This window comes from Allobosea sp. (assembly GCF_017308015.1).
Classification (GTDB): domain Bacteria; phylum Pseudomonadota; class Alphaproteobacteria; order Rhizobiales; family Beijerinckiaceae; genus Allobosea.
The window spans coordinates 119,240-142,661 of sequence record NZ_JAFKFW010000004.1 but is presented as its reverse complement, the minus strand read 5'-3'; the positions used below and the strand labels follow the sequence as shown (position 1 = coordinate 142,661).

Sequence of the window (23,422 nt, the reverse complement as noted above, 5' to 3'; positions counted from 1 at the left end):
CTTCCGCCCACGACGAAGAGCAGCGTATAGGCGCTTTCGAAGCTGCAGGCAGCCCCGGGCGGCGCCTACAGCAATCTACCCGCTCGCGTGGCCAGGCCGATCACATCGACGCGATTCACAGTAACGCCCCAGGTCTCGGCGAGTATCCGGGCATGACGTACCGTTCGGCCACGATAGTGGCTGGTGCCGCTGCAGCGGCGTGCGGCCCGACGCATGCCGGCCCTCGCCCACAGCCCAAAAGTCCGAAGCCGGTTCCTGCACGCACCTTCCGGGGACCAGCGCGCAACGTCCCATGTATATCATTTCTGCATGGAAGTGTTTCCGAAAAGAATTTTTCGTATCCCTCTCAGGCTCTATCCTTTGCCTTGTTCGGCGCTCTGGCTCCGGGCGGTGCTCCGCCCCGGAATCAGAATCGTTCGAAGTACGCCATGGGGAACGCCACCAACAGGCGGCCCTGGTCGATATTGGCCGACGGAGACGCCGCTATCGCAGCCGCTGCGATGGCGCGCTGCTGGTCTGGAGCCTTCGGGAGAGCAGAATGAAACAGAGCCGTTTTTCGCCCAGCCTCACGGCAATGCATGCTGCGATCGCCGTCGCAGGCTTGATGGCCTACAACTCCCCCGGACACGCGCAGACGCCGCAGCCGGGCTGGGTTTCCGTATCCGCCTGCACGCCTGCAGGCCCGCTGATCCCGACCAATACGACCGAGAGCTGTGGTTCCGACGTCCTGCAGCCGATCCTGGCCGGCCTCGTGACGACGGATGCGAAAACCGGCGCGATCATCGAGGATGTCGCCGAGTCGATCACGACCACCGACAACAAGATCTGGACGATCAAATTGCGGAAGGGACGCAAGTTCCACGACGGCACCGAGGTCCTGGCGAAGAACTTCGTCGATGCCTGGAATTGGGCAGCCTATGGCCCCAATGGCCAGTCGAACAACGATTGGTTCTCGGTCGTCATCGGCTATGGCGACCTCAATCCCAAGGCCCCGAAAGGCGAGAAGCCACCGGTTCCCGCGACCAACCGGATGAGCGGGCTCAAGGTCATCGGCGATCATGAATTCCAGGTCGAGCTGAAGAATCCGGTGCCGGTCTTCAAGGCCCAGCTCAGCTACAAGGCCTTCTATCCGATGCCGGACTCCTTCTTTGCGGACCCCGCTGCCTTCGGCCGCAAGCCGATCGGCGCCGGACCGTTCCAGTTCATCTCCGGCACGCCGGATTCCGGCTACAAGCTCGCGGCTTTCGCCGACTATACCGGACCGGCCAAGCCTTCGATCAAGGGGGTCGATCTCAGGATCTATACCAGCCGCGAGGCGGCCTATAACGATCTGGTCGCCGGCAATCTCGATCTGCTGCGCGAAATCCCAGCCTCGAAGCTCGTCGCCGATCTCTGGAAGCGCGACCTGCGCGGCCGCACCGTTGTCCAGCCGCGCGCGAACATCCAGGCGCTCGGCATGCCCTATACCGACGCCAACCCGCAATTGCTCAAGCCGGCGGTCCGGCAGGCGTTGTCGATGGCCATCGACCGCAAGGCGATCGTCGATATTCTCTTCAATGGCATCGGCCAGCCCGCCACCGGCTGGGTGCCGCCCGGCGTCGAGGGCTACGAGCCCGGCGCCTGCGGCGAATACTGCAGCTTCAATCCGGCCAAGGCCAAGGAATTGCTGGCCAAGGCAGGCGGCTATAAGGGCGAGATCAAGCTCTATTACGCGGGCGACAGCGAAGTGAAGTCCGCGATGGATGCGGTCTGCAACAGCATCCAGAACACGCTTTCCATCACCTGTGTGACCTCAGCGCTCTCCGACAACGCGACCTTCCGCTCGTTCACACGTTCCGGCAAGGCAGATGGACCGTTCCCGTCGAACTGGACGATGGACTACCCGTCGATCGACAACGCCCTGATCCCGCTCTATTCGAAGGACGGCACGTCCAACCGGGGCGCCTACGAGAACGCGGCTTTCGACGCGTTGATGGACAAGGCCGCGAAGGAAGATTCGGCAACCGCGATCAAAACCTACCAGGAGGCCGAGCGGCTCCTGACCGCAGAGATGCCGCGCGTGCCGCTCTGGAATCCGGCCATGACTGTCGGTCATTCCCCGAAGGTGCGCACCGTCACCCTCTACGCCAACGGCCGCATCGACTATTCGGCGCTGTCGCTGAAGGACTGATCCGGGGCTTCCGCCCCGGCCGGGAAACAAGAGCGACGACATGACAGGCTACATCCTGCGCCGGCTTCTGCAGTTCATACCGGTGTTCCTGGGGACGACCTTCATCGTCTTCTTCCTGGCCTGGGGCATGCCCGGGGACCCGCTTGCGGGCAAATGCGGCGACCGGGAATGCCCGGACGCCTTCGTGGCAGCCGCGACCGAGGAATTCAAACTCGATCGCCCGCTGATCGTCCGCTACGGCTACTATCTCGCCGATCTCGGCCGCGGCGATCTCGGCCGCTCCTTCACTGGCCGCGACGTCTCGGAACAGCTCGTCGCGGCCTTCCCCGCGACGGTCCGGCTGGCGCTGCTGGCCGTGCTGGTCGAGGTGCTGCTCGGCATCACGATCGGCGTCTTCGCAGCGCTACGGCCCGGCAAGACCTTCGACACGACGACCATGATGGTAGGGCTCGGGATCATCGCCTTTCCCAGCTTCGTCATCGCCAATCTGGCGCAGCTCGTCTTCGGGGTCCGGCTCGGCTGGTTCCCGGTGACAGTGAGCGATCCGACGAGCTTCGCCGAGCTCCTGCTGCCGGCGATCGTCCTTGCGCTGGCGCATCAGGTCACGCTCTCCCGCCTGACGCGGTCGGCGATGATCGAGACCATGCAGAGCGACTATATCCGCACGGCGCGGGCCAAGGGCCTCGGTGAGGCGCGCATCGTCGTCGTACACGCGCTGCGCAACAGCCTGATCCCGGCCGTGACCTATGTTGGCAAGGATATCGGCGGGCTGCTCGCCGGGGCCGTCGTGGTCGAAGGCGTGTTCAACATCAGCGGCGTCGGCGGGCTGATCGTCCAGTCGATCCGGAGCCATGACGGCATCACCATCGTCGGCGCCGTCACCGTGGTCGTCGTCGCCTACCTGTTCATCAATCTCCTTGTCGACCTCTCCTATGCCGTCCTGGACCCCCGGATCCGCTATGACTGATCTCCTTCAGGCCACCCCGCGCGCCGGAACGGAGCCACGCCGGCGCAGCCGCTCGCTCACCGGTGAGGCACTGGCGCAGCTCGGCCGGTCTCCGCTTGTCTGGATCGGGCTCGTCATCCTCGCGATCCTCGCCGTGATGGCGATCGCGCCGAGCCTGTTCACCAGTGTCGATCCACAGCGCTGCATCCTGCTGAACTCGCGCAAGCCGCCCGCTTACGGAAGCTGGTTCGGCTTCGACATCCAGGGCTGCGACGTCTTCGCACGGACGGTCCATGGCGCGCGCGCCTCCTTGTCCGTGGCGCTGCTGGCGACGATCGGAAGCACGCTCATCGGCGGAACGCTCGGTCTGGTCGCCGGCTTGAAGGGCGGCGTGGTCGATGCCGTCATCTCCCGCATCACCGATGTCGTTCTCGGGCTGCCGACCCTGCTCGGAGCGATCGTCATCCTCGCCACGCTGGGCAGTTCCGGCAGCGGCGTGCTGCGCCTGGCGCTGGTGCTGTCGCTGCTCGGCTGGGCGACAGAGGCACGTTTGATGCGCGCCAGCGTGCTGCAGACCCGCAGTGCCGACTATGTCGACGCCGCGCGCGCCGCGGGCGCCGGTAGCTTCCGGGTCGCGCTTCGTCACATCCTGCCGAATGCCGTCGCCCCCTTGCTCGTCCTGGCGACGCTCTCGCTCGGAGGCTATGTCGGTACGGAAGCGACCTTGTCCTATCTCGGTCTGGGCCTGCAGCCCCCGGTGATCTCATGGGGCACGGCCATCAGCGATGCGCAACCCTACCTCGCAAGCGCACCGCATATGCTGCTCTTTCCCAGCCTGATCCTGACCATCACCGTGCTGTCCCTCGTGCTGCTCGGTGAAGCCGTCCGCCGCGCCTTCGATCCGCGCGCGCGGTAACGACGCCCGGCTGAACAGCGATACCGATCCTCGAGGCAATTGGTTGTCATGAGCTCCTTCGAATCATTCCTGAACAACCAGCTCTTCGCCGGCGGCTCCGGCGATAAGGTCATCGCGCGCCAGGAGGCGCGGGCGGACCTGGAAACGCTGCGCGACGTCATCCGGGACCGCCACTCCTACGTGGCTGCCGTAGCCTATCCCTATGATCACGCCATCGCAGCGATGAGCGCGCGACTGCCGGAGCAGGTCTCGGTCCGCAATCTCGCGCTCCAGATCCAGAAGCTCGTCCAGCATCTCGGCGATTCCCACGCCCAGGTCGTCGACTGGATGCAGGAGCTGCCCGGCGGCCATAGTCCCTTCGCAATCGGCGTCGAGAACAACCAGGCCTTCGCCTATCACCCCCAGACGCGGCGCCTGCTCGATGCGGAACACCCGTTCGTCAGGTCCATCGACGGGCTGCCGTTCTTTCAATGGCTGGACAAGGCAGGCGACATCACGAGCGGTCCCTACGCCTCGCGCTCGCAACGTCTCGCGCGCGGCCTGCGGCTTCTGCGCCATGTCGGCTACATGCGCCGGGAGCTCGGACTGGCCGATGCTAAGGACATCGCCGTGGAGCTGTGCGATGCCGCCAACCGCTCGGTCCGAATGGTCAGTGTTCCGCTCCTGGAGACGCAGGACGCGTCCGGCCCGTTGCTCCCTCTGCCGGATGAGAGCGGCGTTCGGACCGGAAATATCGGCTATCTCCGCATCTACTCCCAGAACGACAGCGCCCTCGCCGCGCGCATCGACGCACTGATGGCGCCTCTGCGCGAAACGGATGCGCTCATCATCGACGCACGGCAATGTGGCGGCGGGACGCGCGAATGCCTGTCGGCGCTCTTCCCCTATTTCATGACAACGGAGGACGGCCCGTACATCCATAACGTCGCGCGGCTGAGGGCGCCGGCCGACACGCCGGCCCAGACCCTGATCGACCAGCTCAAGGTCGACGACAAGGCGATGTTCTTCCGCGCCGACCCGAGCGTGCCTGCCGATGAGAAACGGGCCCTGGAGGCCTTTCTGGCCGGTTTTCATCCGCAGTGGCAGGTGCCCGAAGAGGGCTTCACCGACTGGTACTATGGCGTGCTGCGCGCCTTACCCGGCAAGCTGCATTATGACCGGCCGGTCTATCTGTTGATGGACTGGGGCGTCGGCAGTGCGGGTGACATCTTCGTCTCGACCTTCAAGGGTTGGCGGAACGTCACGCTGGTCGGCTCCGCGAGCAATGGGCGCAGCGGCAACAGCATTCCCTTCCTCCTGCCGAACAGCGACATCCGGGTGCGGCTCTCGACGATGGCCTCCTTCCAGAAGACCGGGGAAATGTATGACGGCTTCGGCATCGCGCCCGATCTGTTCATGGAGGCGCGGATGTCAGACTGGCTGGGCGAGACCGATACGATCCTCGACCGCGTCATGGCGATGGCGCTGCGGGCAGCCTGAAGGCCGATGCGAGGGAGCATCGGCCTGAGAAGTGACCTGGGGCCATCGAAAAAGCCGAGGCAAAATCACAGGCCGGTGCTGTCCCCGAGAGCCTAGGAGCAGGCCAGCATCTCGGAGAACGCCTTCGTCAGCATCGACGGTGCCATGGTAATCGACTGGGCGAGCAGCACCTCGACCGGAATCGGAGGATTGAGGTCCTTGATCGCGAACTGCCCCGCGAAGGTGTTGGCGATGAAGGGATTGACGACTCCGATCCCCACGCCAGCCGCAACCAGCGCACAGATGGTGATCGATGAATTGGTCTCCACGGCAACGTCTTCCGGATAGCCGCCCTCGGCCAGGAGCTCGCGCATGCGGATGACGATGTTGTCGGAGTCGTTGAGCAGGATAAGCCTGAAACGGTGGAGCGTTGCTAGATCGACCGTCGGCAGGCGCGCGAGTTCGTGCTCGTGGGGAACGATGCAGACCGCTCTCGCCCGGGTGATCGTCGTGCACTGAAACAGGGCCGTGTCCATCGTCCCTGTCGTGAGCGCGAGGTCGACCAGTTCCTGACGCAGATGCTCCTCGAGCTGCGGGGTCGCCTCCGTCTGCAGATTGATGAAGGTGCCGGGAAAGCGCTGCATGAAGCGATCGATCACCTTCGGCAGCAGGCCCGTGGCCAGCGTCGGTGTACTGCCGATGCGCAGCACGCCGGCCCCGGACTTCCGGAGGATGCCGACCACGGTCTCGATCTTCTCCAGCCCCTCGAAATGCTTGCGGACCGACCGGTAGAGCTGTCGCCCCTCGCGCGTCGGGCGCAGACGCCCGTGATGCAGCTCGAAAAGCTGCAGGCCGGCCGCCTGCTGCAGATCGGCCAGCTTCCGGCTGATCGAGGGTTGGGTCGTGTTGAGCGCGATCGCAGCCTTGGTCGTCGTTCCGGTCTCCATGACTGTCTTGAAAACCTGGATCTGCTGGAAATTCAGCGGCCTGCCCATGAACCTGTCTCCCGGACGTCTGCATCGCGTCGACACATATCATTTTCGTATACAGATGTTTCGAGAAAGAATTTTTTCGTATTTTCTGGCGGTCCTAGTCTTCCCGCATGTTCCCCGCCGTTTTCAGGCGACGGACACGCTGCGGGCAGTTCCGCCCGGATATCGAAAGTACAGTGGCGGCGATGCACAGCCTGGTTCAACCGATCAAGAGAACCTGCCCGGTCACGCGGGTCGGAAGCGGCGCAGGCCATCACTTCTTCGGCTACTACGACAAGACGAACTGGGGCGCGGGCAGCCGCCTCCTGCTCGCCCAGCGCGTGGCCGCGCGCGATTTCGTGCTGGAATCAGACAGCGCCGCCGAGGTTGGCTTCTTCGATCTGGCAGGCGATGGCGCCTTCCACCCTTGCGGCCGGACGACGGCGTGGAACTGGCAGATGGGCAGCCAGTTGCAATGGCTCGATGCAACGCGCAGCGAACGCTTGATCTACAACGTCCGGACCGGCGGGCGCCGGGGCCCCTATCCCGGTTTCGGCTCCGTGATCTTCGATCTGGCCAGCGGCGCTTCGCGTGAGCTCGACACGCCGATCTATGTCGCCGCGCCCAACGGCCGCTACGCCCTGACGATCGACTACGAGCGGCTCTACGTCACCCACAGGACCATCGGCTATGTCGGCCTCGCCGGCCAGCGCACCGACCTGCCGCTCTGCCCGGCCGATGACGGCATCCGCCGCCTCGACTTCGAGACCGGCCAGACGCGGCTCCTCGTCAGCTATGCAGATCTCAAGGCGCTCGATCACCGCCCGTCCATGGACAAGGCGATCCATTGGATCAGCCATATCGAGATCAACCCGTCCTCAAGCCGCGTCCTCTTCCTGCATCGCTGGACGGAGCGGGTCGAGGACGAGACCTGCTTCCTGCACCGACTGATCACGATGGACCCCGACGGCGGCAATATCCGGCTGCTGGAGTGCTCGGACCATCCGCTGCCGCAATTGCAGGATGATTTCGATCCGAGCGCGGTCGGCACCTTCGATTACGAAAAATCGGAGTATCAGATTTCCCACCCGCTCTGGCGCGACGACGATCACATCATCGTCTGGGGGCCGCATGCCGGCTCGATCCACTACCATCTCTATGCCGATGCCGACCCGGTTCGGGTATCGGTGATCGGCCGGGAGGCGCTGACCGAGAACGGCCACATGACCTATTCGCCGGTCGATCAGCGCTGGCTCCTGACCGACACCTACCCCGACCCCGTCAGCAACGAGCGGATCCTGATCCTCTACGACATCGCCAGGGGCGTCCGCTACGACATCGGCAGCTTCTACACCGATCCCGCGCTCACCAAGGAGAACCGCTGCGATCTCCACCCGCGCTGGAGCCAGGACGGCCGCCGCGTCTGCATCGACTCGATGCACGAGCACGAGCGGCAGATGTATGTGATCGACGTCTCATCGATCGTCGGAGCATAACGAGGGAGGATCATCGACATGAAGACGATTCTATCGACTTGCCTTGGCGCCGCAGCGAGCGCAGTCATGCTGTTGCTGATGCCGGTCGCCGCTTCCGGCCAGAATGCACCGCTCGACGGGACACTGAAGAAGATCGCCGATGACGGCGTGGTGGTGATCGGTTACCGCGAGGCTTCGATCCCGTTCTCCTATTATGATGACGCCAAGAACCCGGTCGGGTACTCGATGGACCTGACTGCGATCATCCTGGACCGGATCAAGGCGAAGCTCGGCAAGCCGGATCTCCAGGTCCGCAAGTTGCCGATCACCTCGCAGAACCGGATCTCGTTGCTGCAGAACGGCACCATCGACTTCGAATGCACGACGACCACGCACAACGCCTCCCGCGAGCAGCAGGTCGATTTCTCCAACACCTTCTTCGCCATCGGCACCCGCCTGCTCACGCGCAAAAGCACCGGCATCACCGACTTCCCCGACCTCAAGGGCCAGAATGTCGTGGTCGGCGCCGGCACGACCTCCGAGATCCTGCTGCGCAAGATGAATGCGGATCAGGGCATGGGCATGAACATCATCAGCGCCAAGGACCATGCCGAGTCCTTCCTGATGCTGTCGACCGGTCGCGCCAAGGCGATGATGATGGACGACGCTCTCCTCGCCGGCGAACGCGCCAAGACGAAGGATGCCTCCGAATTCATCATCACCGGAACACCGCAATCGCGCGAAGCCTATGGCTGCATGGTGCGCAAGGGCGATGCGCAACTCAAGAAGCTGCTCGACGAGACCCTCGCGGAGCTGCAGACATCCGGCAAGGCGGTCGCGATCTACGACAAGTGGTTCCGCTCGCCGATTCCGCCGCGCGGACTCAATCTCGATTTCGCCCTGTCGGATGACATGAAGGCACTCTTCGCCGCTCCGAACGACAAGATCCTCAACTAGAGGCTTTCGGGCGAAATGGTCCCCGGATCGCTCGAATACCTCTAGACAACAAAGGTTGGAGCGTTTCGGCGATGCAATCGCGGGAGTGCTCCGGCCCGGCCGTCACGCCTCGACTGGGTGGATCATGGGCTACAATTGGAACTGGGGCGTCCTGTTGCAGCCGGTCGCCACCGGTGAAGGGGCGACCTATCTCGGCTGGATCCTGCACGGCCTGCTGCTGACGGCAGCCCTCACGCTGGCCGCATGGTTGCTCGCCCTCCTTGTCGGCACCGCTTTCGGCATCCTTCGCGCCTGGCCGAGCCGCCTCTGCGACGCGATCGGCGCGACCTATGTCTCGCTCTTCCGCAATGTGCCGCTGATCGTGCAGTTCTTTATCTGGTTCTTCGTCGTGCCGGAGGTGCTGCCCACGGCAATCGGCGACTGGATCAAGAGCATCACCCCAAGCACCCAGGTCTTTGTCGTGTCCGTGCTGGCGCTCGGCTTCTTCACCGGCGCGCGCATCTGCGAACAGGTCCGCGCAGGCATCGCCGCCTTGCCGCCGGGCCAGTTGCAGGCCGCGCAGGCGCTCGGCTTCAGGCTGCCGCAAACGTTCCGTCATATCCTGCTGCCGCAATGCTTTCGCCGCATCCTGCCGCCCCTGACCTCCGAATTCCTGATCATCTCGAAGAACTCGGCCGTCGCATCGACCATCGGGCTGCTCGAGCTGAGCGGCCAGGCCCGGCAACTCGTCGACTTCACTGCGCAGCCCTACGAATCCTTTATCGTGGTGACGCTCGCCTATATCGGGCTGAACATCGTCATCCTGCGCCTGATGGAATGGATTCAGCGACGCATCCGGCTCCCTGGCATGATGGGAGCCTAAGATGTTCGCGCTCGAATGGGACACCATCCTCGCGGCCAGGAGCATCATCGGCGCCGGCATCGCGGTCACCCTGCAGGTCACTCTGGTCGCGATCGTCGGCGGTATCGCAGGCGGCACGGTCCTGGCGATGCTCGCCGTCTCCGGCAGTCGGCCCCTGCAACTCTTCTCCAAATACTATGTCGCACTGTTCCGAGCCGTGCCGCTGGTCATGCTGCTGCTCTGGTTCTTCCTGATCGTGCCGCAGATCCTGCGGGCGGTCTTCGGTCTCTCGCCCAGCGTCGACATCCGCCTCGTCTCGGCCATGGTCGCCTTCGTCCTGCTCGAATCGGCGTTCTTCGCGGAAATCATCCGCGCCGGCATCATCGGGCTCTCGAAGGGGCAATTCCACGCCGCCGCTGCACTCGGCATGACCCGCTATCAGTCGATGCGCTACATCATCCTGCCGCAGGCGTTTCGCGCCATGCTTCCGATCATGATGACGCAATGCATCGTGATCTTCCAGGACACCTCGCTGGTCTACGTCATCTCGCTCGGCGATTTCTTCCGCAACACCGTGAGCATTGGCGAGCGCGACGGCACCCTGGTTCCGATGCTGCTCCTGGCAGGCGCCGTCTACTGGGCGATCTGCTCCGGCCTGAGTGGGCTGGTCAGGTTTCTTCAGAACAGGACGGCGTCATGATCGCGCTGAAGAACGTCTCGAAATGGTATGAGGATTTCCAGGCGCTGCACGATTGCAGCGTCGCGGTCGAGAAGGGGGAAGTGGTGATCTTCTGCGGCCCGTCGGGCTCGGGCAAATCCACCCTCATCAAGCTGATCAACGGGCTCGAGGATTTCCAGAAAGGCGACATTCTCTTCAAGGGAAAGTCGATCCGGGATCGCGATGTCAGACTCCCCGAATGGCGCCGCCGCATCGGCATGGTCTTCCAGCATTTCGAGCTGTTCCCGCATCTCTCGGTGCTCGGCAACCTGACGATCGCCCAGCAGAAGGTGCTGAAGCGCGATGCGGCCGAGGCCGAGCACAAGGCGATGGCCCTGCTCGACCGCGTCGGACTGCGAGCCCATGCCGGCAAGTATCCCAGCCAGCTCTCGGGCGGACAGCAGCAGCGCGTCGCCATCGCCCGCTCGCTGTCGATGGACCCGGAGGTCATGCTCTTCGACGAGCCGACCTCCGCGCTCGACCCCGAGATGATCAGCGAGGTTCTCGCCGTCATGGTTGAACTGGCGCAGGAGGGCATGACCATGCTTTGCGTCACTCACGAGATGGGCTTCGCCCGGCAGGTCGCCGACCGCGTCGTGTTCATGGACGCAGGAACGATCGTTGAAACGGCCGGCGCCGAAGCTTTCTTCTCGGCCCCGCAATCGGACAGGGCGCGGGATTTCCTGGGAAGATTGCTTCTCTAGAACGCGGCGCGGCCCCTCTCCGCCCGGTCTGACCCGCGCGCGCAGATCCGGATGCGGCATCTCGGCGGCCTCCTCGTGCAGCGGCCAAGCCAGCGCCGCTCCGCCATTTGACGATGGCCGGGCCAGCGCTTTTGCGTGTTGGAGCGCGCGCCCGCCTGTGATTACCTCGGCGCAACCGGGGAGGGAACGGATGTCGCGCCGCGTCGCATTTGGTGGATTTCTGCACGAAACCAATACTTTCGCACCCAGCATGGCCGGGATGGAAGCCTTCCTGCAAGGCGGCGGCTGGCCGCCTTTGGCGCGCGGAGAGGCGATCTTCGCAGCGGTGAAGAACATCAATGTCGGCGCCGCCGGCTTCGTCGACAGCGCCCGCAGCCGCGATTGGAAGCTCGTGCCGACGCTCTGGTGCGCGGCCAGCCCCTCGGCCCATGTAACGAGCGAAGCCTTCGAAGCCCTCGCGGGCGAACTGATCGAGCGCATCACCGCCGCACTGCCGCTGGACGGCGTCTATCTCGACCTGCACGGCGCGATGGTGGCGCAGAATCACGACGACGGCGAGGGCGAATTGCTGCGGCGCGTGCGCGCTGCGATCGGGCCGGACGTCCCGCTCGTCGTCAGCCTCGACCTGCACGGCAATGTCACGCCGTTGATGATGGCGATGGCCGACGCGCTCGTCGCCTACCGCACCTATCCGCATATCGACATGGCGCTGACAGGCAGCCGCTCGACCGAGGTGCTGGCGCAATTGATCGAGACCGGCGCCCGCCCGGCCAAGGCCTTCCGGCAAGTGCCCTACCTGATCCCGATCGCCTGGCAGGCCACCGCGATGGAGCCGTGCCGCACGATCTATGCGGAGCTCGCCGCGCTCGAAGGCCCGGTCGTACCGACACTCTCCTTCCTGCCGGGCTTCCCGGCTGCAGATTTCCCCGATTGCGGCGCGACCGTCCTCGCCTATGGCGCAACGCAGGCCGATGCCAACCGGGCGGCCGATGCCATCCTCGCCCGCGTGATGGCCAGCGAAGCCGCGTTCAAGGGGCGGGTCTTCTCTCCCGAGGATGGCGTGGCGGAGGCGATGCGGCTGTCCCAGACCGCAACCAGGCCCGTCGTCATTTCCGACACACAGGACAATCCCGGAGCAGGCGGCGATTCCGACACGATGGGCATGGCACATGCTCTGGTAGAGAGCGGCGCCAGACGCGCCGCCATCGGCGTCATCGTTGATGCGGCGGCGGCCGCCGCCGCCCATGCCGCCGGCGAAGGCAAGACGATCGCGCTGTCGCTGGGCGCAAACTCCGGGATTCCCGGAGATCGCCCGCTCACCGGCGAATTCGTGGTCGAGAAGCTGTCGGACGGGCGCTTCGTCGCACCGGGTCCGTTCTACGGGGGATCGCGCATGAATCTGGGGCCGAGCGCCTGTCTGCGCATCGGCGATGTCCGCATCGTCGTCGGCTCGCGCAAGGCGCAGATGGCCGATCAGGCGATGTACCGTCAGGTCGGCATTGAGCCGACAGAGCAGGCCATCCTCGTCAACAAGAGCTCGGTGCATTTCCGCGCCGATTTCGAACCGATCGCGGAGACGATCCTCGTCTGCGCCGCGCCGGGGCCAATGCCGGTCGACCCGTCCGCCCTGCCCTGGCGTAGGCTGCGGCCCGGCCTGCGCACTTCGCCCCTCGGCCAGCCCTTCGCCTGAACCAACCGGCCTTTGGAGTTGTCATGCCCGTTCTGCCTGAGATCCTGTCCTTCACGGACGAGCTCATCGCCATCCGCCGCGATCTCCACGCCCATCCCGAGATCGGCTTCGAGGAGGTCAGGACCTCGAACATCGTCGCGGAGAAGCTCGCCGGCTGGGGCATCGAGGTTCACCGCGGCATCGGCAAGACCGGCCTGGTCGGCATCCTCCACGGCACCGGCGGGCCCGGCCGCCGCATCGGCCTGCGTGCCGACATGGACGCATTGCCGATCCAGGAGATCACCAACCTGCCCTGGCGCTCGACTGTCGCCGGCAAGATGCATGCCTGCGGCCATGACGGGCATACCACGATGCTGCTCGGTGCTGCCCGCTATCTCGCCGAGAACCGCGGCTTCAAGGGCACGGCGGTCTTCGTCTTCCAGCCGGCCGAGGAAGGGCTCGGCGGCGCGCGCAGCATGATCGCGGAGAATCTGTTCGAGCGCTTCCCCTGCGACGAGATCTACGGGCTGCACAATTCGCCCGATCTCGACCCCGGCCAGATCTCGATCTTCCCGGGACCTGCCATGGCCGGCGCCGATTTCTTCGACATCAAGATCACCGGCCGCGGCAGCCATGGTGCCATGCCCCATATGGGGCGCGACCCCATCGTCGTGGCAATGAGCCTCGCCAATGCGCTGCAGACCATCGTCAGCCGCAATGCCGACCCGCGCGAGGCCGCCGTGCTCTCGATCACGCAGATCCATGCCGGCTCAGCCTATAACGTGATCCCCGAGGAGGCGATGCTGGCCGGCACGATCCGCACCTTCTCGCCGGAAATCGGCGCGCTCGTTCGCGACCGGATGCGCGAGATCGCGGCCGGCACGGCGGCGAGTTTCGGCGTCACGATCGATGTCGACATCCGCAATATCTTCAACGTGCTGGTCAATCACGAGGCCCAGACCGAAGCCGTTGTCGCTGTCGCCGCCGAGATCGTCGGACCCGAGGGTGTGTTGACTGACGGCAAGCCGCTGATGGGAAGCGAGGATTTTGCTGACATGCTGCGGGTCGTGCCCGGTGCCTATGCCTGGGTCGGCCATGCCGGCACCGTGCCGGTGCACAACCCGGCTTATGTTCTCGATGACGGCATCCTGCCGGTCGGTGCCAGCCTGCTGGCAAGGCTCGTCGAAACCCGCGCCGCCGCCTGAAGGTCGACACGATGGATATCGCCAGCCTGCCGCTCGACACCGAAACTCTCCTCGCGGGCCTGCGCCCCTGGATCGAGTGCGAGAGCCCCACCTTCGATCCCGCCGCCGTCAACCGGATGATGGATCTCGCCGCGGCCGACACCGCGGCGGCCGGCGCCGTCATCAGCCGCATCCCCGGACCGAAGGGGCTGGGCGACTGCGTCCGCGCGACCTTCCCGCATCCGCGACAGGGCGAGCCCGGCATCCTCGTGATGTCGCATCTCGACACGGTGCATCCGGTCGGGACGCTGGCCAAGCTGCCCTTCCGCCGCGACGGCTCGCGCTGCTACGGTCCGGGCATTCTCGACATGAAGGGCGGCGCCTATGCGGGCCTCCAGGCCATCGTGGCCTTGGCGAAGGCAGGCGTCGCGACGCCGCTGCCGGTCACGGTGCTCTACACATCCGACGAGGAGATCGGCAGCCCGGGCACGCGCGACCTGATCATGCAGGAGGCTCGCCGCCACCGCTATGTGCTGGTGCCGGAACCCGGCCAGCCGGTCGACGGTGTCGTCACCGGGCGCTATGCCATCGCCCGGTTCAATCTCGCGGCCGAGGGCCGGCCGAGTCATGCCGGCTCGCGCCTGAAGGACGGGCGCTCCGCCATCAGCATGATGGCGCGGCAGCTCCTCGCCATCGAGGCGATGACGGGTGAGGACTGCACCTTCTCGGTCGGCGTGATCCAGGGCGGACAATGGGTCAATTGCGTGCCGACATCCTGCCGGGCCGAGGCGCTCAGCATGGCGAAGCGGCAGGACGATCTGGATCGTGGCGTCGAGCGCATGCTCGCCCTGTCGCAACGCGAGGCGGACGGCACCGGCTTCACGGTCGAGCGCGCCGTCACCCGCCCGGTCTGGGAGCCGGACGAAGGCACGATGGCGCTTTACCGGGAGGCACGCGGCATCGCGGCCGAGCTTGGCTGGGATCTCGGCCATGCCTCGGCCGGCGGCGGCTCGGATGCGAACTTTACCGGCGCGGCCGGCATCCCCTCGCTCGACGGCCTCGGCCTGCTCGGCGCCGGCTATCACACGCTGGAAGAGCATATCGAGGTGGACAGCCTGGCGCGGCGCACCCGGCTGATCGCCGGGCTTCTCGCGCGATTGTCGGACTGAGACGCCAGGCCGCGACACAGCATCAGCGTGCCGGACGCGAGACCGCGGCCGCGGTCAAGAGCGATATGGTCGCGCGGCCATCCGAACCCCGCGAACGGAATCGACTGGTCACTTCATCCAGAGCCGCTGGTGCCGTATCGACGGCCGCAGCCGCCAAGCTGCCTGCAAGCGCAGGCGATGCCAAGAGACAGGGAATGCCACTGATGGTGACGATGAAGAATGCGATGATTGTCGCGCCGCAGCCGGAAGCGGCGGAGGCCGGGGCCGAGGTGCTCGAGCGCGGAGGCAACGCCATCGACGCGGCCATCGCCTGCGCCTTCATGCAGGGTGTGGTCGACCCGCTGATGTGCGGCATCGGCGGCTTCGGCTCGATGCAGGTCTATATGCCCGGCCGCGGCGTGCATGAGATCGTCGAATTCTACGCCAAGGCCCCGCTCGCCGCGACGCCGGATATGTGGCTGCCCCATCTGCTCGGCCAGACGCGGGACGGCTTCGCTTTCCTGCTCAAGGGCGGCATCAACGAGTTCGGCCATCTCGCCGTCTGCACGCCCGGCAGCGTCAAGGGCTATGCCTATGCGCTTTCGCAATTCGGCACGATGGACTGGCGCGACGTGATGGCTCCTGCGATCCGGCAGGCGCATGAAGGCGTGCTCGTGCGTCCGCACATGCACTGGTTCTGGAGCCAGGACCAGAGCGCCGGCGGCGAGGTCAATACCGGCGACAAGCTGCGCTACAGCAAGACCGGTCGCGAGGTCTACTTCCGGCCGGACGGCAGTCCGAAGCGCGTCGGCGACACGCTGGTCAATCCAGATCTCGCCGTGACGCTCGAGCATCTCGCCAGGAGCGGACCGGACGACTTCTACCATGGCGCCTTGGCCGCCCGCATGGCGGCAGATTTCGCGGCCCAGGGCGGGCTGATCAGCGAGCGCGACTTCGCGGCTTATGAACTCTCTGTCGCGAAGCCGATCTGGGGTTCCTATCGCGGCCACCGAATCTCCACCAGCCCGCCGCCGGCCAGCGGCATGTCGATGCTGCAGATGCTGCACATCCTCGAGAATTTCGACATCGGCGCACTCGGGCACGGCAGCACCGAACACATCACCCTGCTCGCCGAGGCGATGCGGCGCATGACCATCGACAAGGACCGCTTCATGGGCGACCCGGCCTATGTCGACGTCCCCGTCGATCGATTGATCTCGACGGAACATGCGGCCGAACAAGCCGAGGCGATCAGGCGCGGCGAACGCGCTGTCATCAACCGGCTGGACAAGTCGCAGCGCGAGACGACTCATGTCACGGTGGTCGACCGCGAGGGCAACTGCGTAGCGTTGACCCATACGCTCGGCAGCCCGTCCGGCGCGATCTCGGATGGTCTCGGCTTCATCTACAACGGCACGATGAGCCGCTTCGACCCGCGCCCCGGACGGGCAGCGTCGATCGCGCCCGGCAAGCGTCGCGCCTCCTCGGCGGCGCCGACCATCGTCTTCGACGGAGAGACGCCCCGCATCGTCATCGGCGCGCCCGGCGGGAGCTATATCGCTCCGGCCATTGCGCAAGGCATCATGAACATGATCGATTTCGGCATGTCGCCCTTCGAGGCCGTCGCCGCGCCCCGTGTGATGGCTGTGTCGAACACGATCGACATCTCCAACCGCATTCGTCGGAGCGTCAGCGCCGAACTCACGGCTGCTGGATATGACGTCAAGCGCTCCGCCCAGACATTCCCTTTCGCCGCCCTTCATGCCATCGGGATCACCGATGAGCTGTGCTCCGGCGGAGCCGATCCGCAGCGCGACGGCATGGCGATCTCCGTCTGAGATTGCCTCCAAAACGGACAAGAACATGTTCAAGCGAGATGGATACCGGCTCGTTTGAAGAAAATGCCATGAAACAACGGCTTGGAGCGCTCCCGCGCGGTGGGAAACACGGAGGCGTTCCGGGCTGACTCTGCGGGGGTGGATATGTTCCTGAGCGTATTCGACGTCTTCAAGATCGGCATCGGCCCTTCATCCTCGCATACGATGGGCCCGATGACGGCGGCGGGACATTTCCTCGATCTGCTGCGCCGGGCCCCGTCGTGCCACCGGGCAGCGGCCGTGAGGGCGACGCTCTATGGCTCGCTCGCCTTCACCGGGAAGGGCCATGCCACCGACCGGGCCGTTGCGCTCGGCCTGCTCGGCTGGACGCCGGCCGCCTTCGATTTCGATGCGGCCGAGAGACAGCTCGACGCGCTCGGCCGCAGCCATCTGCTGCACCATGACGGCCTGCCGCCGCTGGCCTTCGACCCCGCGACCGATATCGTCTTCGATTACGGCCCCCCCTTGCCCGGACATGCCAACGGTCTCGTCTTCTCCGCGCGCGATTCCGCCGGGGAGGAGCTGCTGTCCGAGACCTATTATTCGATCGGCGGCGGCTTCGTGGTCACCGCACAGGAGCGCGAAGCCCCTGCTGCCGCCACCCAGGCCTCCTCCTGGCCTTACCCGTTCGCCAATGCGGCGGCGATGCTGCGCATGGCCAGGGATAGCGGGCTGTCCATCGCGGAGATGAAGCGCGCCAACGAAATCCACCTCCAGCCGGCGGAAGAGGTCGATCGTGGTCTCGCCCGGCTCTGGTCGGTGATGAACGGCTGCATCGAGCGCGGCCTGAACAAGGAGGGCGAACTGCCCGGCGGCTTGCGCGTCCGCCGCAGGGCAGCGCACATCCATCGGCAACTGGCGGCCGAGAAGCTGGCCAACCGCTCTCAGCCGCATGCGTCCGCCGACTGGCTGAGTGTCTACGCCATGGCCGTCAACGAGGAGAATGCGGCCGGAGGCCGGGTTGTAACCTCTCCGACGAACGGTGCAGCGGGCGTCGTGCCCGCTGTGTTGCGCTATTATCTCGATCATTGCATCGGAGCAGAGCCGGAGAAGGTCGCCGATTTCCTGCTGACGGCAGCGGCGATCGGCGGCCTCATCAAGCACAATGCCTCGATCTCCGGGGCCGAGGCCGGCTGCCAGGGCGAGGTCGGATCGGCCGCCGCAATGGCCGCGGCCGGGCTCTGTGCCGTGCTCGGCGGCTCGCCTGCCCAGATCGAGAACGCCGCCGAGATCGCACTGGAACACCATCTCGGCATGACCTGCGATCCCGCCGCGGGCCTCGTTCAGGTGCCCTGCATCGAGCGCAACGGCATCGGCGCGATCAAGGCAGTGGCAGCGGCCTCCCTCGCCCTTCGCGGCGATGGCTCGCATTTCATGCCGCTGGACAATTGCATCGAGGCGATGCGCCAGACCGGCGAGGCCATGAACGAGCGTTTCAAGGAGACGAGCCTCGGCGGGCTCGCGGTGAACCTGCCGGAATGCTGAGCCCTCCCCTGCCATTTTTGCATGATGGCTCGGGCGCGTCCCGGGTAGTGTGAACGCACAGCCTGCAAGGATCGGATCGATGATCGTGGATGATTTCCGCTCGGATACGGTGACGCGCCCCGGCGAGGGGATGCGCGCCGCCATGGCCGCCGCCGAGCTCGGTGACGCCGTCTACGACGACTGCCCGACAACCAAGCGGCTGGAAGCCATGACCGCCGAGCGGCTCGGCAAGGAGGCCGCCCTCTTCTTCCCGACCGGCACGCAAGCCAATCTCGCCGGGCTGATGGCTCATTGCGAGCGCGGCGAGGAATATATCGTCGGCCAGATGGCCCATACCTACCGTCTGGAAGGCGGCGGCGCGGCCGTGCTGGGTTCGATCCAGCCCCAGCCCCTGCCGAATGAGCCGGACGGCACGATCGCACTGGACGCCATCGCCAATGCGATCAAGCCGAACGATTTCCATTTCGCGATGACGCGCCTGCTGGCGCTGGAGAACACCTTCAACGGCCAGGTCCTGCCCGATGCCTATCTGGAGGCCGCGACCGGGCTCGCCCGCTCGCGCGGTCTCGCAACCCACCTTGACGGCGCCCGCCTGATGAACGCCGCAGCGGCAAGCAACCGCGACGCCGCCTGGATCGCCGGGCAGTTCGACACCGTCTCGCTCTGTTTGTCCAAGGGCCTCGGCGCCCCGATCGGATCGATCCTCGTCGGCCCGAGGGATTTCATCGCGAAGGCCCGTCGTATCCGGAAAATGCTGGGCGGCGGCATGCGCCAGACCGGCGTGATAGCGGCGGCTGCCATCTACGCGCTGGAGCACAATGTCGCCCGGCTCGGCGAGGATCATCGGCGCGCCGCAGTCCTCGCCGAAGTTCTGGGGCGCTTCCCGGAGCTCGGCGCCGGGTCGGCCCGCACCAACATGGTGTTCATGTCCCCAAAGAGGCTCGATACCGCCGCTTTCGCCGCCTTCCTGCGCGAACGTGGCATCGCGGTCAGCGGGCGCTACGGCACCCTGCGCTGGGTGACGCATCTCGATGTCGGTGACGCCGCCGTCGCACGCGTGGCGGAGGCCTGCGAGTGCTTCTTCGACGGGCAACAGATGCCCACAGCGTCGAAGGCGCGGGCCTGACACCCAAAAGCGTGGGCTATGCGTCTAGGTTGACGTTTCCGGCACTCTCCGGCTCGCATGCAGGAGTGTGCAGACGAAGACGAGGGACAGCAGCAGCACGATCGTCGGTGCCGGCGCGCTGTCGAGGAAGAACGAAAGATAGACGCCCAGCAATGAGCCGGCCACGGCGATCGCGACCGATGCCAGCAGCATCGTGGCGAAGCGTCGCGTGAGCAGGAAGGCGATGGCCCCGGGTGCAATCAGCATGGCAACGGCGAGGATGATGCCGACGGCCTGCAGAGCGCCGACGATGGTCAGTGAGATCAGGCCGAGCAGGCCATAGTGCAGCAGCCTCACCCGCAGGCCGATCGCCTGTGCCTGCGCCGGATCGAAGGCGTGCAGCAGGAAATCCTTCCACTTGACGGCGATCACCGCCGTGGTGAACGCGGCGATCGCAGCAGCGCCCGCAATGTCGGCGCCCGAAACGCCAAGCATGTCGCCGAACAGGATGTGGTCGAGATGCACGTCGGACTGGATCTTGACGTAGAGCACGAGGCCGAGCCCGAACATGCCGGAGAAGACCACCCCCATCACCGTATCCTGCTTGATCCGGCTGTTGTCCTTCAGGAAGCCGGTGGCAGTGGCGCAGATCATGCCGGCGACGAAAGCGCCGATCGCATAGGGAAAGCCGAGGATATAGGCGAGGACCACGCCGGGAAACACGGCATGGCTGATCGCATCGCCCATCAGAGACCAGCCCTTCAGCACCAGGAAGCAGGACAGCAGCGCCATCGGCACGGCGACGATCGCCGCAATCACCAGCGCGTTGATCATGAAGTCGAAGCGGAAAGGCGACAGCAGCGTCTCGATCAGGGGCATCAGCCGGCCTCCAGCTCGCAGGCGGCGCGGCGGCGGGCGGCCAGCAGGCCGTGCTTGGGCGCAAGGAAGAAGGCGATGAGGAAGATCGCCGTCTGCAGCACGACGATGATGCCCCCAGTCGCACCATCGAGAAAATAACTGACATAGGCACCGGTGAAGCTTGTCAGCGTCCCGATCGTGACAGCGATCATCAGGAGGCGCGGGAAGCGGTCGGTCAGCAGATAAGCGGTGGCGCCGGGCGTCACCACCATGCAGATGACGAGGAAGGCGCCCACCGTCTGCAGCGCCGCCACCGCCGAGGCCGAGAGCAGGGTGAAGAACATCAGCTTCAGCGCCGTCGGATTGAGGCCGATCGAACGCGCATGGCTCTCGTCGAAGAAGGTGACCATAAGATCCTTCCATTTGACGAGCAGGATGGCGAGCGAGACGAAGCCGATCACTGCAAGCTGGATCGTGTCGGTCGGCGTGATGGCGAGCACATTCCCGAGCACGATGGTCTGGATGTTCACTGAGGTCGGCGAGAGCGACACCATGAACAGGCCGAGGCCGAAGAAGCTGGAGAAGATCAGGCCGATGATGGCGTCTTCCTTCAGCCGGGTCCTCTGGTTCAGGAACAACATCGCGCCAGCGGCGAGCCCGCCGGAAAAGAAGGCGCCGAGCGAGAAGGGCAATCCCAGCATGTAGGCGCCGGCCACGCCCGGCACGATCGCATGCGAGAGCGCATCGCCGATCAACGACCAGCCCTTGAGCATGAGATAGCAGGACAGGAAGGCGCAGACGCCGCCGACGAGGGCCGAGACCCACATCGCATTGCGCATATAACCGTAGGCGAACGGCTCCAGCAGGACGGATATCATTCCCGCTCTCCGCCCAGCGTCTCGGCCTCCCGACGGGATGCCTTGCCTTCACGCAGGATCAGCGGCCGCTCGTCATCGGTGAACACGCCGACCGGCGCCTGCCCCCCGCGCCCGGGCTCGCCCAGCACGAAATGGCGGAGTACGCCGCCGAAAGCGCGCTGCAGGTTCTCCTGTGTGAAGGTCTCCGCTGTTGGGCCATGGGCCAGCACCGTGGCCTTGATCAGGATGGTGCGGTCGCAGAATTCCGGCACGGAGCCGAGATTATGCGTCGAGACCAGCATGACGCGGCCCTCGGCCCGGAGCTCCCGCAACAGGGCGATGATCTGGTCCTCGGTCTTGACGTCGACCCCGGTGAAAGGCTCATCGAGCAGAATGACCCGGCTGTCCTGGGCCAGCGCACGCGCCAGAAAGACCCGCTTCTTCTGCCCGCCCGAGAGCTCCCCGATCTGGCGCTGGCGGAAGGCGCTCATGTCGACGCGTTCCAGCGCCTTCGCAACAGCCTCGTAATCGGCCGCCTTGGCGATGCGCATCATGCCCATATGGCCGTAGCGGCCCATCATCACGACGTCCTCGACCAGGACCGGGAAGGTCCAGTCGACCTCCTCGGCCTGCGGCACATAGGCGATAAGGTTGCGGCGCAGCGCCTCGCGCACCGCCATGCCGAGGATGCGGATGTCACCCCTGGCCAAGCGCACGAAGCCCATGATCGCCTTGAACAGCGTCGACTTGCCGGAGCCGTTGACACCGACCAGCGCCGCGATCGTGCCGGTCGGGATGCGGAAGCTCGCATCCCTGAGGGCGGTATGGCCGTTGCGGTAGATGACCGTCGCATCGGTCACCGCAATCCCCGTGCCCTCCTCCGCGGTGGGCGGAAGCGGGCCTCCGGCGACGGGAGCATTCACCGCGTCAATCCCTTGGCGATCGTGTCGGCCGTGACCTTCAGCAGGTCGATATAGGTCGGCACGGGGCCGTCCGCCTCGCTCAGGGAATCCACATAAAGGACGCCGCCATAGCTGGCGCCGGTCTCCCGCGCGACCTGCTGGGCCGGCTTCTCGGAGATCGTACTCTCGGAGAAGACCACGGTGATCCTGTTTTTCCGCACGGCGTCGATGACCTTCCGGACCTGCTGCGGCGTGCCTTGCTGATCGGCATTGATGGGCCAGAGATAGAGTTCCTTCAATCCGAAATCACGCGCCAGATAGGAGAATGCGCCCTCGCTGGAAACGAGCCAGCGCTTCTCCGCCGGAACGGCGGCGAGTTCCGCTTTGATCGGATCGACGGCCGCCTTGATGCGGATCTTGTAGGCCTCGGCATTGGCCTTGTAGGCCTCGGCATTCTTCGGATCGTGCGTGGCGAAGGCGTCGCGGATATTGTCGACATAGACCAACGCCGCCGCCGGCGACATCCAGGCGTGGGGGTTCGGCTTGCCCTTGTAGGGGCCTTCGCTGATCCCCATCGGCTCGACGCCCTGCGAGACGACCACGCTCGGGACATTCCGGAGATTGCGGAAGAATTTCTCGAACCACAATTCGAGATTGAGGCCGTTCCAGAGGATGAGCTGCGCGCCCTGCGCACGCTGGATGTCGCCCGGCGTCGGCTGGTAGTTGTGGATCTCGGCACCCGGTTTCGTGATCGACTCGACCAACGCAACGTCGCCGGCGACGTTGCGCGCGATATCGGCGATCACCGTGAACGTCGTGACAGCCTTGAATTTCTCCTCGGCGGCGGCGGGCGCGCTGCCGAAAGCGGAAGCGGCAATAACGCCTGCCAAACCGATCAGAGCCGATCTACGTGAGCCAAAGGCCATCGCACCATCCTTGTTGACAATGAATCGCAACAACTGATTGGTAGCCGAAAGATAGCACGATTTGCAAGTGCGATTGATTAGCAATTATGAAACCCGCCCGGCATGCCACTCGCCAGCGCGCCCGTTCGAACGCCGAGGGCGCCGCGTATGCTGCAGCGGTGGGCGCGCTTCGCGCCGGCGCGAGCGAGTGCCTCGCAGGCTCGCCGGCCCGGTGACAGCATCTTGCACATGGCCGCCACGCCCCGATGGGGCGTG

Annotated in this window: 20 protein-coding genes; 15 read left to right on the top strand and 5 right to left on the bottom strand. The window is 65.4% G+C overall.

Annotated features, from left to right (window positions below):
- Positions 1–538 precede the first annotated feature (538 nt).
- The 4 genes from J0I42_RS05055 to J0I42_RS05040 are packed head-to-tail and all read left to right on the top strand — an operon-like array spanning position 539 to position 5,511.
- On the top strand, positions 539–2,170 hold the full coding sequence (locus J0I42_RS05055) for a peptide ABC transporter substrate-binding protein (RefSeq protein ID WP_291653385.1): 1,632 nt from the start codon (positions 539–541) through the stop codon (positions 2,168–2,170).
- 40 nt (positions 2,171–2,210) lie between these two features.
- Positions 2,211–3,137 carry an ABC transporter permease gene (locus J0I42_RS05050; RefSeq protein ID WP_291653383.1) on the top strand — a complete coding sequence of 309 codons (927 nt, stop codon included), beginning with the start codon at positions 2,211–2,213 and terminating at the stop codon, positions 3,135–3,137.
- Positions 3,130–4,032, top strand: coding sequence for an ABC transporter permease (locus tag J0I42_RS05045; protein WP_291653381.1), 903 nt, complete (start codon positions 3,130–3,132; stop codon positions 4,030–4,032). The genes J0I42_RS05050 and J0I42_RS05045 overlap by 8 nt, the downstream gene beginning before the upstream one ends.
- A 48-nt stretch (positions 4,033–4,080) precedes the next feature.
- The gene (locus tag J0I42_RS05040) at positions 4,081–5,511 is read left to right on the top strand and encodes a S41 family peptidase (RefSeq protein WP_291653379.1); all 1,431 of its coding nucleotides are present in this window, start codon (positions 4,081–4,083) and stop codon (positions 5,509–5,511) included.
- 92 nt (positions 5,512–5,603) lie between these two features.
- Here J0I42_RS05040 and J0I42_RS05035 read toward each other — a convergent pair whose 3' ends face one another.
- Entirely contained in the window at positions 5,604–6,485 is an 882-nt protein-coding gene (locus J0I42_RS05035; protein ID WP_291653377.1) for a LysR substrate-binding domain-containing protein, read from the bottom strand.
- A 182-nt stretch (positions 6,486–6,667) separates the two neighbouring features.
- Between J0I42_RS05035 and J0I42_RS05030 the strand changes: the two genes are divergently transcribed.
- From J0I42_RS05030 to ltaE, 11 genes are all read left to right on the top strand, one after another.
- Positions 6,668–7,957 (top strand): hypothetical protein, encoded by a 1,290-nt coding sequence (locus tag J0I42_RS05030; RefSeq protein WP_291653375.1) that lies wholly within the window; start codon positions 6,668–6,670, stop codon positions 7,955–7,957.
- Positions 7,958–7,975: 18 nt separating this feature from the next.
- Positions 7,976–8,893, top strand: coding sequence for a glutamate/aspartate ABC transporter substrate-binding protein (locus J0I42_RS05025; RefSeq protein WP_291653373.1), 918 nt, complete (start codon positions 7,976–7,978; stop codon positions 8,891–8,893).
- Between the two features lie 124 nt (positions 8,894–9,017).
- Positions 9,018–9,755, top strand: coding sequence for an amino acid ABC transporter permease (locus tag J0I42_RS05020; RefSeq protein WP_291653371.1), 738 nt, complete (start codon positions 9,018–9,020; stop codon positions 9,753–9,755).
- A 1-nt stretch (position 9,756) separates the two neighbouring features.
- A complete protein-coding gene (locus J0I42_RS05015) occupies positions 9,757–10,434 on the top strand; it encodes an ABC transporter permease subunit (protein ID WP_291653370.1) in 678 nt (225 codons plus the stop codon).
- Positions 10,431–11,156 carry an amino acid ABC transporter ATP-binding protein gene (locus J0I42_RS05010; protein WP_291653368.1) on the top strand — a complete coding sequence of 242 codons (726 nt, stop codon included), beginning with the start codon at positions 10,431–10,433 and terminating at the stop codon, positions 11,154–11,156. The genes J0I42_RS05015 and J0I42_RS05010 overlap by 4 nt, the downstream gene beginning before the upstream one ends.
- A gap of 190 nt (positions 11,157–11,346) precedes the next feature.
- The gene (locus J0I42_RS05005; RefSeq protein ID WP_291653367.1) at positions 11,347–12,846 is read left to right on the top strand and encodes a M81 family metallopeptidase; all 1,500 of its coding nucleotides are present in this window, start codon (positions 11,347–11,349) and stop codon (positions 12,844–12,846) included.
- Positions 12,847–12,869: 23 nt separating this feature from the next.
- A complete protein-coding gene (locus J0I42_RS05000; RefSeq protein WP_291653366.1) occupies positions 12,870–14,030 on the top strand; it encodes a M20 aminoacylase family protein in 1,161 nt (386 codons plus the stop codon).
- An 11-nt stretch (positions 14,031–14,041) separates the two neighbouring features.
- The gene (locus tag J0I42_RS04995) at positions 14,042–15,178 is read left to right on the top strand and encodes a M20/M25/M40 family metallo-hydrolase (protein WP_291653364.1); all 1,137 of its coding nucleotides are present in this window, start codon (positions 14,042–14,044) and stop codon (positions 15,176–15,178) included.
- 212 nt (positions 15,179–15,390) lie between these two features.
- The gene (ggt, locus tag J0I42_RS04990; protein WP_291653585.1) at positions 15,391–16,995 is read left to right on the top strand and encodes a gamma-glutamyltransferase; all 1,605 of its coding nucleotides are present in this window, start codon (positions 15,391–15,393) and stop codon (positions 16,993–16,995) included.
- Positions 16,996–17,139: 144 nt separating this feature from the next.
- Positions 17,140–18,519, top strand: a complete 1,380-nt coding sequence (locus J0I42_RS04985; protein ID WP_291653362.1) for an L-serine ammonia-lyase — start codon at positions 17,140–17,142, stop codon at positions 18,517–18,519.
- 79 nt (positions 18,520–18,598) lie between these two features.
- Positions 18,599–19,645, top strand: a complete 1,047-nt coding sequence (ltaE, locus tag J0I42_RS04980; protein WP_291653360.1) for a low-specificity L-threonine aldolase — start codon at positions 18,599–18,601, stop codon at positions 19,643–19,645.
- A gap of 24 nt (positions 19,646–19,669) precedes the next feature.
- Here ltaE and J0I42_RS04975 read toward each other — a convergent pair whose 3' ends face one another.
- The 4 genes from J0I42_RS04975 to J0I42_RS04960 are packed head-to-tail and all read right to left on the bottom strand — an operon-like array spanning position 19,670 to position 23,167.
- Positions 19,670–20,503, bottom strand: coding sequence for a metal ABC transporter permease (locus J0I42_RS04975; protein ID WP_291653358.1), 834 nt, complete (start codon positions 20,501–20,503; stop codon positions 19,670–19,672).
- Positions 20,503–21,360, bottom strand: coding sequence for an iron/manganese ABC transporter permease subunit SitC (sitC, locus tag J0I42_RS04970; protein ID WP_291653356.1), 858 nt, complete (start codon positions 21,358–21,360; stop codon positions 20,503–20,505). Before sitC ends, J0I42_RS04975 begins: the two co-directional genes overlap by 1 nt.
- Positions 21,357–22,262 (bottom strand): manganese/iron ABC transporter ATP-binding protein, encoded by a 906-nt coding sequence (locus J0I42_RS04965; RefSeq protein WP_291653354.1) that lies wholly within the window; start codon positions 22,260–22,262, stop codon positions 21,357–21,359. Before J0I42_RS04965 ends, sitC begins: the two co-directional genes overlap by 4 nt.
- A complete protein-coding gene (locus tag J0I42_RS04960; RefSeq protein WP_291653352.1) occupies positions 22,259–23,167 on the bottom strand; it encodes a metal ABC transporter substrate-binding protein in 909 nt (302 codons plus the stop codon). Before J0I42_RS04960 ends, J0I42_RS04965 begins: the two co-directional genes overlap by 4 nt.
- Positions 23,168–23,422 lie beyond the last annotated feature (255 nt).

Coding starts and splice junctions, on each gene's coding strand:
- sitC (WP_291653356.1), bottom strand. CDS start 21,360: ATGATATCCGTCCTGCTGGAGCCGTTCGCCTACGGTTATATGCGCAAT.
- J0I42_RS05025 (WP_291653373.1), top strand. CDS start 7,976: ATGAAGACGATTCTATCGACTTGCCTTGGCGCCGCAGCGAGCGCAGTC.
- J0I42_RS05040 (WP_291653379.1), top strand. CDS start 4,081: ATGAGCTCCTTCGAATCATTCCTGAACAACCAGCTCTTCGCCGGCGGC.
- J0I42_RS05005 (WP_291653367.1), top strand. CDS start 11,347: ATGTCGCGCCGCGTCGCATTTGGTGGATTTCTGCACGAAACCAATACT.
- J0I42_RS05045 (WP_291653381.1), top strand. CDS start 3,130: ATGACTGATCTCCTTCAGGCCACCCCGCGCGCCGGAACGGAGCCACGC.
- J0I42_RS05000 (WP_291653366.1), top strand. CDS start 12,870: ATGCCCGTTCTGCCTGAGATCCTGTCCTTCACGGACGAGCTCATCGCC.
- J0I42_RS05015 (WP_291653370.1), top strand. CDS start 9,757: ATGTTCGCGCTCGAATGGGACACCATCCTCGCGGCCAGGAGCATCATC.
- J0I42_RS05050 (WP_291653383.1), top strand. CDS start 2,211: ATGACAGGCTACATCCTGCGCCGGCTTCTGCAGTTCATACCGGTGTTC.
- ggt (WP_291653585.1), top strand. CDS start 15,391: ATGAAGAATGCGATGATTGTCGCGCCGCAGCCGGAAGCGGCGGAGGCC.
- J0I42_RS05030 (WP_291653375.1), top strand. CDS start 6,668: ATGCACAGCCTGGTTCAACCGATCAAGAGAACCTGCCCGGTCACGCGG.
- J0I42_RS05035 (WP_291653377.1), bottom strand. CDS start 6,485: ATGGGCAGGCCGCTGAATTTCCAGCAGATCCAGGTTTTCAAGACAGTC.
- J0I42_RS05010 (WP_291653368.1), top strand. CDS start 10,431: ATGATCGCGCTGAAGAACGTCTCGAAATGGTATGAGGATTTCCAGGCG.
- J0I42_RS04975 (WP_291653358.1), bottom strand. CDS start 20,503: ATGCCCCTGATCGAGACGCTGCTGTCGCCTTTCCGCTTCGACTTCATG.
- ltaE (WP_291653360.1), top strand. CDS start 18,599: ATGATCGTGGATGATTTCCGCTCGGATACGGTGACGCGCCCCGGCGAG.
- J0I42_RS05020 (WP_291653371.1), top strand. CDS start 9,018: ATGGGCTACAATTGGAACTGGGGCGTCCTGTTGCAGCCGGTCGCCACC.
- J0I42_RS04960 (WP_291653352.1), bottom strand. CDS start 23,167: ATGGCCTTTGGCTCACGTAGATCGGCTCTGATCGGTTTGGCAGGCGTT.
- J0I42_RS04995 (WP_291653364.1), top strand. CDS start 14,042: ATGGATATCGCCAGCCTGCCGCTCGACACCGAAACTCTCCTCGCGGGC.
- J0I42_RS04985 (WP_291653362.1), top strand. CDS start 17,140: ATGTTCCTGAGCGTATTCGACGTCTTCAAGATCGGCATCGGCCCTTCA.
- J0I42_RS05055 (WP_291653385.1), top strand. CDS start 539: ATGAAACAGAGCCGTTTTTCGCCCAGCCTCACGGCAATGCATGCTGCG.